17 protein-coding genes are annotated in these 17,909 nt (G+C 57.8%); 15 read left to right on the top strand and 2 right to left on the bottom strand.

The window, feature by feature from the left end; all coding sequences use genetic code 11:
• Nucleotides 1-78: 78 nt before the first annotated feature.
• The 15 genes from motA (at nucleotide 79) to umuC (ending at nucleotide 16,967) form a co-directional block, all read left to right on the top strand.
• Entirely contained in the window at nucleotides 79-969 is an 891-nt protein-coding gene (gene motA, locus M2407_RS08975; protein ID WP_020827540.1) for a flagellar motor stator protein MotA, read from the top strand.
• Nucleotides 966-1,931: a flagellar motor protein MotB gene (gene motB, locus M2407_RS08970; RefSeq protein WP_046373236.1), complete on the top strand. Its 966-nt coding sequence runs from the start codon at nucleotides 966-968 to the stop codon at nucleotides 1,929-1,931. Before motA ends, motB begins: the two co-directional genes overlap by 4 nt.
• Before the next feature lie 4 nt (nucleotides 1,932-1,935).
• Nucleotides 1,936-3,909, top strand: a complete 1,974-nt coding sequence (gene cheA, locus M2407_RS08965; RefSeq protein WP_115058580.1) for a chemotaxis protein CheA — start codon at nucleotides 1,936-1,938, stop codon at nucleotides 3,907-3,909.
• 32 nt (nucleotides 3,910-3,941) lie between these two features.
• On the top strand, nucleotides 3,942-4,442 hold the full coding sequence (gene cheW / locus M2407_RS08960) for a chemotaxis protein CheW (protein ID WP_020827537.1): 501 nt from the start codon (nucleotides 3,942-3,944) through the stop codon (nucleotides 4,440-4,442).
• A 171-nt stretch (nucleotides 4,443-4,613) separates the two neighbouring features.
• Entirely contained in the window at nucleotides 4,614-6,284 is a 1,671-nt protein-coding gene (locus M2407_RS08955) for a methyl-accepting chemotaxis protein (RefSeq protein WP_046373238.1), read from the top strand.
• 84 nt (nucleotides 6,285-6,368) lie between these two features.
• On the top strand, nucleotides 6,369-7,994 hold the full coding sequence (locus M2407_RS08950; RefSeq protein ID WP_020827535.1) for a methyl-accepting chemotaxis protein: 1,626 nt from the start codon (nucleotides 6,369-6,371) through the stop codon (nucleotides 7,992-7,994).
• Nucleotides 7,995-8,022: 28 nt separating this feature from the next.
• A complete protein-coding gene (cheR, locus tag M2407_RS08945) occupies nucleotides 8,023-8,895 on the top strand; it encodes a protein-glutamate O-methyltransferase CheR (protein WP_174574391.1) in 873 nt (290 codons plus the stop codon).
• Complete coding sequence (locus tag M2407_RS08940; RefSeq protein ID WP_048760294.1) at nucleotides 8,895-9,944, top strand: chemotaxis response regulator protein-glutamate methylesterase; 1,050 nt, start codon at nucleotides 8,895-8,897, stop codon at nucleotides 9,942-9,944. Before cheR ends, M2407_RS08940 begins: the two co-directional genes overlap by 1 nt.
• A 285-nt stretch (nucleotides 9,945-10,229) precedes the next feature.
• The gene (gene cheY, locus M2407_RS08935) at nucleotides 10,230-10,619 is read left to right on the top strand and encodes a chemotaxis response regulator CheY (RefSeq protein ID WP_020827532.1); all 390 of its coding nucleotides are present in this window, start codon (nucleotides 10,230-10,232) and stop codon (nucleotides 10,617-10,619) included.
• A gap of 12 nt (nucleotides 10,620-10,631) precedes the next feature.
• Entirely contained in the window at nucleotides 10,632-11,276 is a 645-nt protein-coding gene (gene cheZ / locus M2407_RS08930; protein ID WP_041414707.1) for a protein phosphatase CheZ, read from the top strand.
• Between the two features lie 173 nt (nucleotides 11,277-11,449).
• Nucleotides 11,450-12,601: a flagellar biosynthesis protein FlhB gene (gene flhB / locus M2407_RS08925; RefSeq protein ID WP_020827530.1), complete on the top strand. Its 1,152-nt coding sequence runs from the start codon at nucleotides 11,450-11,452 to the stop codon at nucleotides 12,599-12,601.
• Nucleotides 12,594-14,672, top strand: coding sequence for a flagellar biosynthesis protein FlhA (flhA, locus tag M2407_RS08920; protein ID WP_020827529.1), 2,079 nt, complete (start codon nucleotides 12,594-12,596; stop codon nucleotides 14,670-14,672). The genes flhB and flhA overlap by 8 nt, the downstream gene beginning before the upstream one ends.
• Nucleotides 14,672-15,076, top strand: a complete 405-nt coding sequence (locus M2407_RS08915) for a flagellar protein FlhE (protein WP_128864775.1) — start codon at nucleotides 14,672-14,674, stop codon at nucleotides 15,074-15,076. The genes flhA and M2407_RS08915 overlap by 1 nt, the downstream gene beginning before the upstream one ends.
• Before the next feature lie 210 nt (nucleotides 15,077-15,286).
• Nucleotides 15,287-15,721, top strand: a complete 435-nt coding sequence (umuD, locus tag M2407_RS08910) for a translesion error-prone DNA polymerase V autoproteolytic subunit (RefSeq protein ID WP_041414703.1) — start codon at nucleotides 15,287-15,289, stop codon at nucleotides 15,719-15,721.
• Nucleotides 15,705-16,967 carry a translesion error-prone DNA polymerase V subunit UmuC gene (gene umuC / locus M2407_RS08905; protein ID WP_046373243.1) on the top strand — a complete coding sequence of 421 codons (1,263 nt, stop codon included), beginning with the start codon at nucleotides 15,705-15,707 and terminating at the stop codon, nucleotides 16,965-16,967. The genes umuD and umuC overlap by 17 nt, the downstream gene beginning before the upstream one ends.
• Nucleotides 16,968-17,028: 61 nt before the next feature.
• Here umuC and M2407_RS08900 read toward each other — a convergent pair whose 3' ends face one another.
• Both M2407_RS08900 and flgM read right to left on the bottom strand, forming a co-directional pair.
• Nucleotides 17,029-17,463: a flagella synthesis protein FlgN gene (locus tag M2407_RS08900; RefSeq protein WP_020827525.1), complete on the bottom strand. Its 435-nt coding sequence runs from the start codon at nucleotides 17,461-17,463 to the stop codon at nucleotides 17,029-17,031.
• 47 nt (nucleotides 17,464-17,510) lie between these two features.
• The gene (flgM, locus tag M2407_RS08895) at nucleotides 17,511-17,837 is read right to left on the bottom strand and encodes a flagellar biosynthesis anti-sigma factor FlgM (RefSeq protein WP_048760265.1); all 327 of its coding nucleotides are present in this window, start codon (nucleotides 17,835-17,837) and stop codon (nucleotides 17,511-17,513) included.
• Between the last annotated feature and the right edge of the window lie 72 nt (nucleotides 17,838-17,909).

The following is a 17,909-nucleotide window of genomic DNA, read 5'->3' as shown; positions in this document are numbered from 1 at the left end:
CTCAGCCTGTTGTGCCTGTGCGGCTCATATGCGCGCTTAGCCCACCTTCCATCCACATTGTTAATTTAAGGAATGCGTGTGTTAGTTATTTTGGGTTATCTCGTGGTATTGGGTGCGGTCTTTGGGGGCTACCTGATTGTGGGGGGCCATCTGGGCGCGCTTTATCAGCCGGCAGAATTTCTGATTATCGGCGGCGCGGGTATCGGCGCTTTTATCGTGGGCAACAACGGTAAGGCGATAAAATCCACCCTGCGCGCCATTCCCAAGCTGATGCGTCGTTCGAAATACAGCAAAGATCTCTACATGGATCTGATGGCGCTGCTGTTCCGGCTGCTGGCCAAATCCCGTCAACAAGGCATGCTTTCCCTCGAGTTCGATATTGATAATCCGCAGGAAAGTGAAATTTTCTCTAATTATCCCCGCATTCTTGCCGATAACACCCTGGTGGAGTTTATTACCGATTACTTACGGCTGATGGTGAGCGGCAACATGAATGCCTTTGAGATCGAAGCCTTGATGGACGAAGAGATCGAAACCTTTGAACAGGAAAGCGAGGTGCCGGCAGGCAGCCTGGCGATGGTCGGTGACTCGTTGCCGGCCTTCGGCATTGTTGCGGCGGTGATGGGGGTGGTGCATGCGCTGGCCTCGGCCGACCGCCCGGCAGCCGAGCTGGGGGCGTTGATCGCCAACGCGATGGTCGGCACCTTCCTGGGTATTTTGCTGGCTTACGGCTTTATCTCACCGCTGGCGACCCTGTTGCGACAAAAGAGTGCCGAAAACGTCAAAATGATGCAGTGCATCAAGGTCACTTTGCTGTCCAGTTTGAATGGCTACGCGCCGCAGATTGCGGTCGAATTCGGCCGTAAAACGCTGTATACCACCGAACGTCCCTCCTTCGTTGAGCTGGAAGAACATGTGCGTCGCGTGAAGGCGCCGGCACAGCAGGCGACGGAAGAAGAACAGGCATGAAACAGAATCACCCGGTTGTTTTGGTCAGAAAACGCAAGTCGCATCACGCCAGCCATCATGGGGGTTCCTGGAAGATTGCCTATGCCGATTTTATGACGGCAATGATGGCTTTCTTCCTGGTGATGTGGCTGCTGGCGATTGCCAGCCCGCAGGAACTGACGCAAATCGCCGAATACTTCCGCACGCCGCTGAAGGTGGCGCTGACTTCCGGCGACAAGAGCAGCTCTGAAAGTAGCCCGATCCCCGGCGGCGGCGACGATCCTACCCAGCAAGACGGGTTGGTGAAAAAGCAGATTGATACGCTCGAGAAGCGTGACGAAGAACTGCGGCTGAACAAGCTGCGGGAAAAACTGGACGAACTGATTGAGTCCGATCCGCGCCTGAAAGCGCTGCGGCCGCATCTGTTGATCAACATGATGGATGAAGGCTTGCGCATTCAGATCATCGACAGTCAAAACCGTCCGATGTTCAAAACCGGCAGCGCGCAGGTAGAAAGCTATATGCGCGACATCCTGCGGGCGATTGCGCCGATCCTCAATGACCTGCCGAACAAAATCAGCCTGTCCGGCCACACCGACGATATTCCCTACGCCACCGGCGAGCGCGGTTACAGCAACTGGGAGCTTTCGGCCGATCGCGCCAACGCGTCGCGGCGCGAGCTGATTGCCGGCGGGCTGTCGGAAGGGAAGGTCCTGCGGGTGGTCGGCATGGCCGCCACCATGAGCCTGAAACAACACGGCGCCGACGATGCCATCAACCGTCGCATTACCGTACTGGTGCTCAACAAACAAACCCAGCAGGGCATTGAACATGAAAATGGCGAAAGCAACGCGATGGAGATTGCTCAGCCGGTCGATTTAAAACCGTTGGCCCCGTCGGCGACGGCTCCGGCCACCCTCATTGTACCGGAGCAGCCGGCGGCTGTCCCTGCACCGACTAACAGCGACTCACAGCAGAGGTGACCCCGTGAGCATGGATATTAGTGCGTTTTATCAGACCTTTTTTGATGAAGCAGACGAGTTGCTGGCCGACATGGAGCAACACCTGCTGGAGCTGGATCCGCTGGCTCCGGACATTGAGCCGCTGAACGCCATTTTTCGCGCAGCGCACTCGATCAAGGGCGGTGCGGCGACCTTTGGCTTTTCGGTGCTGCAGGAAACCACCCACCTGCTGGAGAACCTGTTGGACGGTGCGCGGCGTCAGGAAATGAGCCTGAGCACCGAGATTATAAACCTGTTTCTGGAAACCAAAGACATTATGCAGGAGCAACTGGACGCTTATAAAACTTCGCAAAAGCCTGACGTCGACAGCTTTGAATACATCTGTCAGGCGTTGCGGCAGCTTGCGTTGGACGCACAGCAGCAAGATGCCCCCGCAGCACCTGCCGTCGCGCAACACGCCGTCGCAGCACCGGCGGCCATCGAAGGCGGCATGCGGGTTTGTCTGTGTGGTCTGAAGCCGAACGAAGTTCCGTTGATGCTGGAAGAGTTGGGCAACCTGGGTGAGGTGAAAAACCCGCATCAGACCGAAAACAGCCTGGAAGTGACGCTGCTGACCTCCGCCAGCGAAGATGACATCAGCGCGGTGCTGTGTTTTGTACTGGAGCCGGAGCAAATCAGTTTCACCACGCCGCCTCAGGCTGAGCTGCCGCCGGTAGCGATCGAGCCGGTCGCTCCCGTTGCCGTTGCGCCCGTGGCCGCCAAACCGGCGCCGACGGTGGCGGAAACGCCCAAACCGCGCGCCAAGGCCAGCGAATCCACCAGCATCCGCGTCGCGGTAGAAAAAGTGGACCAATTGATCAACCTGGTCGGGGAGTTGGTGATCACCCAGTCGATGCTGGCGCAGCGCTCCGGCAGTCTGGATCCGGTGAATCACGGCGATCTGCTCAACAGCATGAGCCAGTTGGAACGCAACGCACGCGACCTGCAAGAGTCGGTGATGTCGATCCGTATGATGCCGATGGAATACGTATTCAGCCGCTTCCCTCGTCTGGTGCGCGATCTGGCCGGCAAGCTGAACAAGCAGGTGGAATTGCAGCTGCAGGGCAGTTCTACCGAACTGGATAAGAGCCTGATTGAACGCATTATCGATCCTCTGACGCACCTGGTGCGCAACAGCCTGGATCACGGCATTGAAGATCCGGCCACGCGCCTCGCCGCGGGCAAGTCGGAGGTGGGGAACCTGATCCTGTCGGCAGAGCATCAGGGCGGCAATATCTGTATCGAAGTCACCGACGACGGCGCCGGCCTGAACCGCGAGAAAATTCTCGCCAAAGCGGCTTCACAAGGGCTGGCGGTCAGCGACAGCATGAGCGACGAAGACGTCGGCATGCTGATTTTCGCGCCGGGCTTTTCTACCGCCGAGCAGGTGACCGATGTTTCCGGCCGTGGCGTCGGCATGGACGTGGTGAAGCGAAATATTCAGGAAATGGGTGGGCACGTCGAAATCCATTCCCAGGCGGGCAAGGGGACCTCTATCCGGATCTTGCTGCCGTTAACGCTGGCGATCCTCGATGGCATGTCGGTCAAGGTGAACAATGAAGTGTTTATCCTGCCGCTCAACGCGGTAATGGAATCGCTGCAGCCGCAGGCTGAAGATCTGCATCCGTTGGCCGGTGGCGAGCGGGTGTTGCAGGTGCGCGGGGAATATTTGCCGCTGGTGGAGCTGTTCCGGGTGTTCGACGTGGCGGGGGCCAAAACCGACGCCACCCAGGGCATTGTGGTGATCCTGCAAAGCGCCGGCCGCCGCTATGCGCTGTTGGTGGATCAACTGATCGGCCAGCATCAGGTGGTGGTGAAGAATCTGGAAAGCAACTATCGCAAGGTGCCGGGCATTTCCGCCGCCACCATTCTCGGTGACGGCAGCGTGGCGCTGATTGTCGATGTCTCGGCGCTGCAAACCCTGAACCGCGAGCAGCGTCAGACGGACGCGGCTGCATAATAATTAATCTATTGATTTAAAGGGTGAATGACATGGCAGGACTGGCAACCGTCAGCAAACTGGCTGGCGAAACGGTAGGGCAGGAGTTCCTGATTTTTACCTTGGGTAACGAGGAATACGGCATTGATATCCTCAAGGTGCAGGAGATCCGCGGTTACGATCAGGTTACGCGCATTGCCAATACTCCGGCCTTTATCAAGGGCGTCACCAACCTGCGCGGCGTGATTGTGCCGATTATCGATTTGCGGGTGAAGTTCGCCCAGCAGGACGTGTCCTACGATGAAAACACCGTGGTGATCGTGTTGAACTTTGGTCAGCGTGTGGTGGGTATCGTGGTTGACGGCGTGTCTGACGTGCTGTCGCTGACCACCGAACAGATCCGCCCGGCGCCGGAGTTTGCCGTGACGCTGGCCACCGAATACCTCACCGGGCTGGGCTCGTTGGGCGAACGCATGCTGATCCTGGTCGATATCGAAAAGCTGCTGAGCAGCGAAGAGATGTCACTGGTCGACAGCGTAGCGAAAAGCGCCTGATCCGCTACCCGTAGGGGCGCGGCATGCCGCGCCCTGATTCGAAAACCGGACAAACCCAAACTCTGCACAAAATAGTTACCTCTCCTCATAAAGTTCTTCCCTGCCGCGCCGATAACTCTGTCAATCAACGTAATCAGGGCCTGTCCGCGCGGGCATTCAACAAGGGAAAACATGTTTAATCGTATGAAGGTGGTCACCAGCCTGTTACTGGTGCTGGTGTTATTTGGCGCCTTGCAGCTGGTTTCAGGCGGGCTCTTTTTCTCCTCACTGAAGAATGACAAAGAAAACTTCGCCGTTTTGCAGACCATTCGCCAGCAGCAGTCCGAGCTGAACGAAAGCTGGGTCAACCTGCTGCAGGCTCGCAACACGCTGAACCGTGCCGGTATTCGTCACATGATGGACGCCAATAACATCGGCAGCGGCGCCAGCGTCACCGAACTGTTGGCTCGCGCCAAGAGCAACCTGGTGGTTGCGGAACAGCACTATGCCGCCTATGACAAAATTCCTCTCGACGCCCGCCAGGACGCGCAATCGGCCGAAAAGCTTAAACAGCAATACGGCATCTTGCAGGGCGCGCTGACCGAACTGACCCAACTGCTGGGTGAAGGCAAAATCAACGCATTCTTTGACCAGCCGACGCAAAGCTATCAGGACGCGTTCGAAGACATCTACAACATCTATCTGGCGCAAAACGACAAGCTTTACCAGACCGCGGTTGAAGACAGCAATAAGTCATTCAGCTTCGCCATCTGGACGCTGGTGGTGGTGCTGTTGGTGGTACTGGCCGTGATTGTGCTGGTGTGGAGCGGTATTCACCACATTCTGGTGCGCCCGCTGAACCGAATGATCGAACACATCAAGATGATTGCCGCCGGCGATTTGACTCAGCCGATCGCCGTGACCAGCCGCAATGAAATGGGCGTGCTGGCAGCCAGCCTCAAGCATATGCAGAGCGAATTGATCGACACCGTCAGCGGCGTGCGTCAGGGGGCCGACGCCATCTACAGCGGCGCTTCCGAAATTGCCGCCGGCAACAACGATCTCTCTTCACGTACCGAACAACAGGCTGCCTCGCTGGAAGAAACCGCCGCCAGCATGGAGCAGCTGACCGCGACGGTGAAACAGAACGCCGAAAATGCCCGTCAGGCCAGCCAACTGGCATTGAGCGCCTCCGAAACCGCGCAGAAAGGCGGCAAGGTGGTGGCTAACGTGGTGCAGACCATGCACGACATCGCCGGCAGTTCGCAGAAAATTGCCGACATTACCGGCGTGATCGACGGCATTGCCTTCCAGACCAATATCCTGGCGCTGAACGCGGCGGTCGAAGCGGCGCGTGCCGGTGAACAGGGCCGTGGCTTTGCGGTGGTGGCCGGTGAAGTGCGTAACCTGGCGCAGCGCAGTGCCCAGGCGGCGAAAGAAATCAAAGGCCTGATCGAAGACTCCGTCAATCGCGTCGATATGGGCTCGGTACTGGTAGAAAGCGCCGGGGAAACCATGGGCGATATCGTCAATGCCGTGACCCGAGTTACCGACATCATGGGTGAAATCGCTTCGGCCTCGGACGAACAGAGCCGCGGTATCGATCAGGTCGGCCAGGCGGTGGCGGAAATGGACCGCGTCACTCAGCAGAACGCCTCGTTGGTAGAAGAGTCCGCGTCTGCGGCAGCGGCGCTGGAAGAACAGGCCAGCATGCTGACCCAGTCCGTGGCGGTATTCCGCTTGAAAGCAGCAGGTCAGGAAGAGTTCAAAATGCCCGTCAGCAGCAAGGCGGCAGTAACACCGGTACTCAATCATAAAAAAATGAACGCCAGCGATCCGCAGGATAACTGGGAAACGTTCTAACCGGCATTGGGCCTCCCTGCATTCCCGGGGGAGGCCGATTCCCCGTCGTAAGCTGGCCATCGGCCGGCTGCAAGGAGGTTCATAGTGTTTAACCGAATCCGCGTCTCTACCAGCTTGTTTCTGTTGTTGATGACTTTTTGTGTTATGCAGTTGGCCACCAGCGGCTTGTCGTACACCGCTTTCCGTTCCGATAACCACAATCTGAACCTGATCACCCTCGGCAGCCAACAGCGCGACGCCCTCAGCCTGAGCTGGGTTTCCCTGCTGCAGGCCCGCAATACGCTGAACCGTGCCGGGACCCGTGCGGCGCTCAAACTGCCGCAGGATCAGGTCAATGCCTTGATGGGCAACGCGCGCAGTTCGCTGCAGAAAGCCGACCTCTATTTCAACCAGTTCCTGGCCGTGCCGCGTAACAGCGAGCAGGAACAACAGCTGACCGAAACCACCAAAGCCAGTTACGACCGGTTGCGCAGCGCGTTACGTGAGCTGATCGGTTTCCTGGAAAACGATCGGCTGCAGGCCTTTATGGACCAGCCGACGCAGAAAACTCAGGATCTGTTTGAAGCGGATTTTGTCCAGTATCTGCAGTTGGTAAACGCCAACGTGAGCGAAGCCAATGCGGCGAATCAGCAATCCTTCACCCTGTCCGGTTGGCTGGTGGCCGGTGCGGTACTGATGTTGCTGGTGGTGACCGGCAGCGCCATGTGGTGGTTACGCAATATGCTGGTGCAGCCGCTGAACATTATGCGCAGTCATTTTGACCGCATTGCAGCCGGCGATCTGGCCACGCCGATTCAGGTGTATGGCCGTAATGAGATCAGCCAGCTGTTCGCCAGTTTACAGCGCATGCAGCAGTCGCTGATCGGCACCGTTGGTGCGGTGCGTGACGGTGCCGAGTCGATCCTGATTGGCCTGCAGGAAATCTCCGAAGGCAACAACGATCTCTCTTCCCGCACCGAGCAGCAGGCCGCCTCGCTGGAAGAAACGGCCGCCAGCATGGAACAGTTGACCGCGACGGTGAAACAGAACGCCGATAACGCACGTCAGGCCTCTCAGCTGGCGCGTGACGCCTCTACCACCGCAGCCAAGGGCGGCGAACTGGCGGGCGACGTGGTGACCACCATGCATGACATTGCCAATAGTTCGCAGAAGATTGGCGCTATTACCAGCGTTATCGACGGCATTGCCTTTCAGACCAATATCCTTGCATTGAACGCGGCGGTCGAAGCGGCGCGTGCCGGTGAGCAGGGGCGCGGTTTTGCGGTGGTGGCGGGCGAAGTGCGTAATCTGGCACAGCGCAGCGCCCAGGCGGCAAAAGAAATCAAAGGTCTGATCGACGAATCGGTCAGCCGGGTCAAGCAAGGTTCGGTGCTGGTGGAAAACTCCGGTGCCACCATGCAGGACATCGTCCGTTCGGTCACTCGGGTTACCGACATCATGGGCGAAATCGCCTCGGCGTCTGACGAACAAAGCCGCGGCATTGAACAGGTCACGCAGGCCGTGACCCAAATGGATCAGGTAACCCAGCAGAACGCCGCGCTGGTAGAAGAAGCCGCCTCGGCGGCCACCGCACTGGAGGATCAGGCGATTACCCTGGCCGATGCGGTGTCGGTATTCCGCCTGGCGGACGATAACTTCACCGCGCAGGCCAACCATCAAGACGCAGTTTCACCCGTGGTAAAGGAAGCCCCAGATTGTCAAACCGCATAAGCAGCCCGTTTTTTTTGAGTGATATGGCATGAAGCCGGCGCCGTCGAACCCTAACAGAGACCCTGCGACATTGCTGACGCAGATGGTGCAGCGCCTGCCGTTGCTGGACGTGCATTTTCGTCGCATCAGCCAACTGATTTATCAGCGTGCCGGCATCGTGCTGGCAGAGCACAAGCGCGAGATGGTTTATAACCGCCTGGTGCGACGCCTGCGGCTGCTGGGCCTGAACGACTTTGGCGATTATTTGGCGCTGCTGGAAAGCGATCCTAACAGCGCCGAATGGCAGGCGTTTATCAATGCCCTGACCACCAACCTGACGGCGTTTTTCCGCGAAGCGCATCACTTCCCGATCCTGGCGGAGCACGCGCGTCAGCGGCCGAACGGCTACAGCGTGTGGAGCACGGCGGCCTCGACCGGCGAAGAGCCTTATTCGATTGCCATCACCTTAAGTGAGGTGCTCGGGCAGCGCGCCACCGGCTGCCAGGTATGGGCCAGCGATATCGATACCCAGGTGCTGGAGAAAGCGGAAGCGGGCGTTTATCGCCAGGAAGATCTGCGTACCCTGACGCCGGGGCAAATGCAGCGTTATTTCCTGCGCGGCACCGGCCCGCATCAGGGGTTGGTGCGGGTGCGGCCGGAGCTGGCGGGGCGGGTGAATTTTCAGGCGCTCAACCTGTTGGCGCCTGAGTGGGCGTTGCCGGGGCAATTCGACGCTATTTTCTGCCGCAACGTGATGATCTATTTCGATAAGGCGACACAGGAGCGCATTCTGCGCCGCTTCGTGCCGTTGCTTAAACCGGGGGGCCTGATGTTTGCCGGCCACTCCGAGAATTTCAGCCAGATCAGCCGGGATTTCTACTTGCGTGGGCAGACCGTGTATGGCCTGACCAAGGAGAGGTAATGAATAAAATCAGAGTATTGAGCGTAGACGATTCGGCCCTGATGCGGCAGCTGATGACCGAAATTGTCAACAGCCATCCCGATATGGAGATGGTGGCGAGCGCGCCCGACCCTCTGGTCGCGCGCGATCTGATCAAAAAGTTTAACCCGCAGGTGCTGACGCTGGACGTCGAAATGCCGCGCATGGACGGCCTCGACTTCCTCGAAAAACTGATGCGTCTGCGGCCGATGCCGGTGGTGATGGTGTCGTCGCTGACAGGTCAGGGGTCGGAAATTACGCTGCGCGCGTTGGAGCTGGGGGCGGTGGATTTTGTCACCAAACCGCAGCTTGGTATCCGCGAAGGCATGTTGGCCTACAGCGAGCTGATAGCCGAAAAAATTCGCACTGCGGCCAAGGCGCGCTTGCCGCAACGCTCTAGCAGCCCGGCACCGGCGATCCTCAGCCATACGCCGCTGTTGAGCAGCGAAAAACTGATTGCCATCGGGGCCTCTACCGGCGGCACCGAAGCCATTCGGCAGGTGCTGCAACCGCTGCCGGCCACCAGCCCGGCGTTGTTGATCACCCAGCATATGCCGCCGGGGTTTACGCGCTCGTTCGCCGAGCGGCTGAACAAGCTGTGCCAGATTACGGTGAAAGAGGCCGAGGACGGCGAACGCGTGCTGCCGGGCCATGCCTACATCGCACCGGGCGATCGCCATATGGAACTGTCACGCAGCGGTGCCAACTATCAGGTGAAGCTGCATGACGGCCCGGCGGTCAACCGTCACCGGCCATCGGTAGACGTGCTTTTCCGCTCGGTTGCGCAGTACGCCGGTCGAAATGCGGTTGGCGTGATCCTGACCGGCATGGGCAATGACGGCGCGGCGGGCATGTTGGAAATGCATCGTGCCGGTGCCTATACCCTGGCGCAAAACGAGGCCAGCTGTGTGGTGTTCGGCATGCCGCGTGAGGCGATCGCCACCGGTGGGGTGAATGAAGTTGTCGAACTGGATCGCATGAGCCAACGCATGCTGGCGCAAATTGCCGGTGGCCAGGCGCTGCGTATTTGATTTTTACCCTTAATTATACCCGTCGCCTTTCGAGCCGCAGCGTTGTTACCTGCTTACAAGGCCCATCCATGGTCCTTGCCCTTTCAGGGCCGCTGCAAGCAGCGTTCAAATCTGTTCCCGACAGATTTGTCGCTCACCCCAGTCACTTACTTGAGTAAGTTCCTGAGGATGAGCGAGCTGGTCGCCTGGCTGCAACTCGAAATTCATAGGGTATATAGGGGGTTATAGCGAACAGCTGCCGTGAGGCTGGCTGTTGTTTGGATTAGGTAAACCTTGGGAGTATATATGGCAGATAAGAGTCTCAGATTTCTGGTGGTGGATGACTTTTCCACTATGCGTCGCATCGTCAGAAACTTGCTGAAAGAGTTGGGATTCAACAACGTAGAAGAGGCCGAGGACGGTGCGGATGCGCTGAACAAACTGCGTGCCGGCGGCTTCGATTTTGTGGTGTCCGACTGGAACATGCCGAACATGGACGGCCTGGAACTGTTGCAAACCATTCGTGCCGATGGCGCATTGGCGGCGATGCCAGTGCTGATGGTGACGGCGGAAGCCAAGAAAGAAAACATTATCGCGGCGGCGCAGGCCGGTGCCAGCGGTTACGTGGTGAAACCTTTTACGGCGGCGACGCTGGAAGAAAAGCTCAATAAGATTTTTGAAAAACTGGGCATGTAAGGAGAGAGGGCGATGAGAGACATTCCAATGCCTGCCAGCGATGCGGCAACCGCGGGGGAGATCATCTCGCGCATTGGCCAACTGACGCGGATGCTGCGCGACAGCATGCGCGAACTGGGGCTCGATCAGGCGATCGCCCAGGCGGCAGAGGCAATCCCGGATGCACGCGATCGTCTTGATTACGTGGTCACCATGACGGCGCAGGCGGCGGAACGGGCGTTGAACTGTGTGGAAGCGGCGCAACCGCGCCAGGCACAGCTGGAGTCCGAAGCCAAAGGATTGAAAGGCCGTTGGGACGAGTGGTTCGCCAACCCGATAGAGTTGGACGACGCCCGTGAATTGGTTACCGATACCCGTCAGTACCTGGATCAGGTGCCGGAACATACGGCGTTCACCAATGCCCAACTGCTGGAAATCATGATGGCGCAGGATTTCCAGGATCTGACCGGTCAGGTGATCAAACGCATGATGGACGTGGTGCAGGAGATTGAAAAGCAGCTGCTGATGGTGCTGATGGAAAATATTCCTGAGCAACCGGCGAAAGAGAAAAAACCGAACGACAGCCTGCTCAATGGCCCGCAGCTCGACCAGAATGGCGCCGGCGTTATCGCCAATCAGGCGCAGGTGGACGATCTTCTGGACAGCCTGGGTTTCTGATAGCTCCTGGGGCGCATTTTGTTGCGCCCCAGACAGGCAGCACTGCTCCTGCATCCCCAATCTTCCCCATCCCGCAAATAACCGTCCTTTTCTCCCGTTGTTCCACCAATGAAATCAGCATTTTTTTGGCATGCTGACCGCAATTTTATTCCCTCCGGCACAGGAACCGCCCCGTGGCTGAAGACAGCGATCTGGAAAAGAGCGAGGCCCCCACGCCCCATAGGGTGGAGAAGGCGCGTGAAGATGGCCAGATCCCGCGTTCCCGCGAGCTGACGTCGGTGCTGATGCTGGTGGCAGGCTTGTCGATCATCTGGGTTTCCGGCGGCAACATGGCGCAACAGTTGGCGGCCATGCTGACCCAGGGTCTGAATTTCGACCACGGCATGGTCAGTAACGACAAGCAGATGCTGCGCCAGTTGGCGATGTTGTTACGCCAGGCGGTATGGGCGCTGTTGCCGATCATGGCCGGGTTGGCGCTGGTCGCGCTGACGGCGCCGATGCTGCTGGGCGGCCTGCTGCTGAGCGGTAAATCGCTCAAGTTCGATCTCAAGCGCATGAACCCGCTGTCCGGGCTGAAACGCATCTTTTCCAGCCAGGTGCTGGCGGAGCTGTTGAAGGGCATCCTGAAGGCGACGCTGGTAGGGTGGATCACCGGTTTATACCTGTGGCACAACTGGGCGGCGATGCTGCATCTGGTGACGCAACAGCCGCTCGATGCGCTGGGTAACGCGCTGCGAATGATCATCTTTTGCGGCCTGCTGGTGGTACTCGGGCTGACGCCGATGGTGGCGTTTGACGTGTTTTACCAACTGTGGAGCCACTTCAAAAAGCTGAAGATGACCAAGCAGGACATCCGCGACGAGTTCAAGGAGCAGGAGGGTGACCCGCACGTTAAAGGGCGTATCCGACAGCAACAGCGTGCCGTTGCACGGCGGCGAATGATGGCCGACGTCCCCAAGGCCGACGTCATTGTGACCAACCCGACGCATTACGCCGTCGCGCTGCAGTACAACGATAAAAACATGAGTGCGCCGAAGGTGCTGGCCAAAGGGGCCGGTGAAATTGCGCTGCGTATTCGTGAACTGGGGGCGGAACACCGTATTCCCATGCTCGAAGCACCGCCGTTGGCACGTGCTCTATATCGACACAGCGAGATTGGACAACACATTCCCGCCACCCTGTATGCCGCCGTGGCCGAAGTATTGGCCTGGGTTTACCAGCTGCGACGCTGGCGGCGCGAAGGGGGGCTGATCCCGAAAAAACCTGAACGTTTACCGGTGCCGGAAGCACTGGATTTTGCTGGAGAAAGTAATACAAATGGCTAATTTGGCCGCCTTGCTTCGTTTGCCGGGCAGTTTTAAAGATACGCAGTGGCAGGTGCTGGCCGGCCCGATACTGATCCTGATGATCCTGTCGATGATGGTGCTGCCGTTGCCGGCATTTATCCTCGATCTGCTGTTCACCTTCAATATTGCCTTGTCGATCATGGTGTTGCTGGTAGCGATGTTTACCCAGCGTACGCTTGAATTTGCCGCATTCCCCACCATTTTGCTGTTCTCAACCTTGCTGCGCCTGTCGCTCAACGTAGCTTCGACGCGCATCATCCTGATGGAAGGGCATACCGGGTCTGCCGCCGCAGGCCGCGTGGTAGAGGCCTTCGGTCACTTCCTGGTGGGCGGTAACTTCGCCATCGGTATCGTGGTGTTTATCATTTTGGTGCTGATCAACTTTATGGTTATCACCAAGGGTGCCGGGCGTATTGCCGAAGTGGGCGCACGCTTTGTGCTGGACGGCATGCCGGGCAAGCAGATGGCGATCGATGCCGATCTCAATGCCGGTTTGATCGGTGAAGAAGAGGCGAAAAAACGTCGCTCTGAGGTCACGCAGGAAGCGGACTTCTACGGTTCGATGGACGGTGCCAGTAAGTTTGTCCGTGGCGATGCGGTCGCCGGTCTGATGATCATGATGCTAAACGTGGTCGGTGGTCTGTTGGTCGGCGTGCTCCAGCACGGAATGGAACTGGGCACGGCGGCGGAAACTTACACCTTGCTGACCATCGGTGACGGCCTGGTGGCGCAGATCCCGGCGTTGGTGATTTCGACCGCCGCCGGCGTGATCGTGACTCGCGTGGCGACCGATCAGGACGTTGGCGAGCAGATGGTTGGCCAACTGTTCAACAACCCGCGGGTTATGTTGCTCAGCGCCGCGGTGCTCGGCCTGCTTGGGCTGGTCCCGGGGATGCCGAACCTGGTATTCCTGCTGTTTACCGCCGCTCTGTTAGGGTTGGCCTGGTGGCTGCGCGGGCGCGATCAGCAAGCGCCCAAAGTGCAGGAAGTGCCGGTCACGCAGGATAATCCGCAGGCGGTGGAAGCCAGTTGGTCTGACGTGCAGCTGGAAGATCCGTTGGGGATGGAGGTCGGTTACCGGCTGATCCCGATGGTGGATTTCCAACAGAATGGTGAATTGCTGGGCCGTATCCGCGGCATCCGTAAAAAATTCGCGCAGGAGATGGGCTATCTGCCACCGGTGGTGCATATCCGCGACAACCTGGAACTGCCGCCGGCCAGCTACCGTATTTTGATGAAGGGCGTAGAAATCGGCAGTGGCGAAGCGCAACCGGGCCGCTGGCTGGCAATTAACCCAGGCAATGCGGTGGGCGAGTTGGCGGGGGATAAAACCACCGATCCGGCGTTTGGGCTGGAAGCGGTATGGATTGACAGCGCGCTGCGCGAGCAGGCGCAGATCCAGGGCTTCACCGTAGTGGAAGCCAGCACGGTGGTCGCGACGCACCTTAATCATTTGATTGGCCAGTTTGCCAGTGAGCTGTTTGGCCGACAGGAAGCGCAGCAATTACTGGATCGCGTCGCACAGGACATGCCGAAGCTGACCGAAGATTTCGTGCCGGGCGTGGTAAGCCTGACTACGCTGCACAAGGTGTTGCAGAACCTGCTGGCGGAACGGGTTTCCATCCGCGATATGCGCACCATTATTGAAACGCTGGCGGAGCATGCCCCATCACAAACCGACCCTTATGAGCTGACCACCGTGGTGCGCGTGGCGCTGGGAAGGGCGATCACCCAACAGTGGTTCCCGGGCAACGGTGAAATTCAGGTGATTGGCCTGGATACCCAGCTCGAGCGTCTGTTACTGCAAGCGCTGCAGGGCGGCGGCGGTTTGGAACCGGGCCTGGCGGATCGTTTGTTGGATCAGGCCAAACAGGCGTTGCAGCGGCAGGAAATGCTCAGCGCGCCGCCGGTACTGTTAGTGAATCACGCACTGCGGGCCTTGCTGGCGCGTTTCCTGCGTCGCAGCCTGCCGCAGATGGTGGTGTTGTCGAATCTGGAGATCAATGACGACCGCCAAATCCGCATGACCTCCACCATTGGGGCCGCATAATGAAACACCGTCTGGCGTTAATTTACCTGTTAGCGCCGTTGAGCGTGCAGGCAGCATCCGGTTCTTGGGTAGCCGACAGCGTCGGCGCCACGCTGGAATATGGTGGTGAGCGGGGAGAATCGCAGGGGTTACGCGCCCCCAATGCGTTGCCGGACGCCAATGCCCGCATCACCAGCGTAAGCTGGCGTTACCGGCTGCTGGCCGATGAGCCGGCGGGCATGCAGGCGCAGCTTTGCACCCTGACGCGCTGCATTGTGTTGGGCGGCGGCAGCGGCAGCAGCACCGGGCTGAAAGGGGAACCGGCGAACGCCGAACTGCGTTTTGTTTATTACGTGCAGGCGCGCGGCAGCCTGAATCCGCCGCTGCGCGTGATCAGCAATCAGGTGATTGTGAATTACGAGTAAAACTAAAACGACACAAGCCAGGCTCCTCAGGCCGTTGCCTTCGACCTGGTTTTATTCCGTTGCCCCAAAGCGTGTTTAGCCACGGGGCAGGTAGGCCAATTTAAATTGCCTGATGCTTCAACTGCTTTCAGGAATTTTATTATACGCCGCTTGATCGTTGCGGCCGATCATGGATACTGTATATAAATACAGTTATTCGGATCGGCCATTATGCAGTTTATTCACCCCAGTCAGCTCACTCCCGGTTTATTACTTCCCCTCTTTATGGAGCGAGTCCCCTGCGGTTTTCCCAGTCCGGCTCAGGACTATGTCGAAGACAGTCTCGACCTGAATAAGCTGGTGGTGAAACACCCCAGTGCGACGTACTTTGTCCGGGTCAGTGGTGATTCGATGATCGGCGCAGGTATCAGCCACGGTGACTTACTGGTGGTTGATCGTTCCTTGACCGCCGTTCATGGCGACATCGTCATAGCGGCAGTGGCCGGCGAATTTACCGTGAAGGAGCTGCAAACCCATCCACGTATTCAGCTGGTGCCTCATAATACGGATTATTCTCCGATCGTTTTCCAGGCCGAAGAAGAGCTGGAAATCTTTGGCGTTGTGACATTTACCTTGAAATCAAACCGACATGTTCGCACTTGTTGACGTCAACAGCTTCTACACGTCCTGCGAGACTGTTTTTCGGCCAGATCTTAAGGGCAAACCGATCGTCGTCGTTTCAAACAATGACGGATGCGTTATTTCACTTTCGGCGGAAGCCAAAGCGCTGGGCATCAAAATGGGGGCGCCTTACTTCAAAATCAAAGAGCAATTACGGCGCCAGCAGGTCAGCGTTTTTAGCTCGAATTATACGCTTTATGCCGATCTCAGCCATCGGGTGATGCTGACGCTAATCGAGATGGCCCCTGTCGTGGAGATATACTCCATCGATGAAGCTTTTATCGATGTGTCTGGCCTGAGTAGCAGCCTTCCGCTGAGCACCTTTGGCCATCAAATGCGCGATCGGGTGTTAAAGAATACCGGGTTAACCGTTGGCGTGGGGATCGCGCAAACCAAGACACTGGCGAAGATCGCCAATTTTGCGGCAAAGAAGTGGCGTCAAACGGGGGGCGTTGTTGAGTTGTCCGATCCTGAGCGTCTGCGAAAACTGCTGGCGTTAGTGCCGGTGGACGAGGTGTGGGGCGTGGGCCGCCGCATCGGCAAGAAGCTCAGCTTTATGGGGATCGAAACGGCGCTACAGCTTGCTGACTGTTCAACCTGGGTGATCCGTAAACACTTTAATGTGGTACTCGAACGTACGGTTCGTGAATTGCGCGGCGAATCCTGTTTGGCCTTGGATGAGTTTGCGCCCACCAAACAGCAGATCATCTGTAGCCGCTCATTTGGTCACCGCATCACGGCTTATCAAGATATGCGCCAGGCCATTTGTACCTATGCGGAACGCGCAGCCGAAAAGCTCAGGGCAGAGAAGCAGTTCTGCTGTGTGATCAGCGTCTTTATGCGGACCAGTCCCCATGCCGAAAATGAAACATTTTACGGCCCTCAGGCCAGCGGGCGCCTGGCGATCCCTTCCAACGATACGCGTGACATTATTCGCGTTGCTGTCAGCGCGCTTGACCGTATCTGGAAAGACGATTTTCGCTATATGAAAGCCGGTGTGATGCTGAGTGATTTCTTTAGCCAGGGGGTGGCGCAGCTTAATTTGTTTGATGAACACCAGCCCAGGCCTAACAGCAGTGAGTTAATGCAGACCCTTGATCGGCTTAATCAGTCCGGTCGGGGCACGGTCTGGTTTGCCGGGCAGGGGATCCAAAAAAGCTGGGCGATGAAACGCGAAATGCTGTCCCCCAGCTATACCACAAGATACTCGGACCTGCCGTTCGTCAAATAGCCCTGGGGTCTTATCATTCACCGGTTGAGCCCGCTTAGGCGCATCAACAATCATTCTTTGATTAAACGCCGATTTTTCGCCCCAGCAGGCTGGCATTGCGCGACTGGCCATCCGGGCCGTAGAGCGATTTGTTTTGCTTGCTCAGGATCGCCAACGCCTGAGCGTTGTGATCGATCTGTTGATTGAGCAGCATGCCGTTATGCTGGTTTTTTTCCCGCAGCTGCTGGCTGAGCGTTTGTACTCGTTGCCAGCCGTCCGCCAGGCGCGGGTGCGCGGAATAGGGTGCCTGTTGCCCCTGTGCGCGCTCCAGGTTCAGCCGCTGCTGCTCCAGATAGTTTACCGTGGCCAGCAACTGGCTCTTGGCATCGGTAGCGCGTTGCAGCGCCACGCCCGGTAATTGTCCCGAACAGAGCAGATGATGTTCTTCCGTCAGCACCGTACTCAGCGCATTCAGGGTTTCCAACAGCTTATCAATCAGTTGCGCCAGACTTTCCATTACGAATAACCACCTGTCAAAGAATTCCTTGGTGTTTAACCCGAGGGTTAAGCCTCCGGCGTTTGCTGGCCGTTAGCCATCCACAGGGCATCGCTTTGCGCGTCTTTCAGTAGCGCATCGGCAATTTTCCCGGCATCCATTTTCAGTTCGCCGTTGCGGATCGCCTGCTTGATGGCGTCCACCCGATTCATATCAATATCTTGCGTACCCGGCTGCATCAGGCGCGCTTGCGCGTCGCTCAATTTTACCTGGGTGCCGCTGACGGTGCTTTCCGTCTGGGCAGCTTTGCGTGGCTGAAGTGGGCTTTCAGTCGCGGTTTCACGAGGTTGCACCGTTGGAACGGGTTGCAGCCGCTGAGTGCGATCGATACTCATGGTCAATCTCCATCGATGCCATCGCCGCGAAGGCAATGGCTGATATTTTTGTGGCCCTGGCGGCCAATAAAA

It is taken from the genome of Serratia sp. BIGb0234, assembly GCF_024809915.1.
Classification (GTDB): Bacteria; Pseudomonadota; Gammaproteobacteria; order Enterobacterales; family Enterobacteriaceae; genus Serratia; species Serratia liquefaciens.
This window is presented reverse-complemented; position numbering and strand designations above follow the sequence as displayed.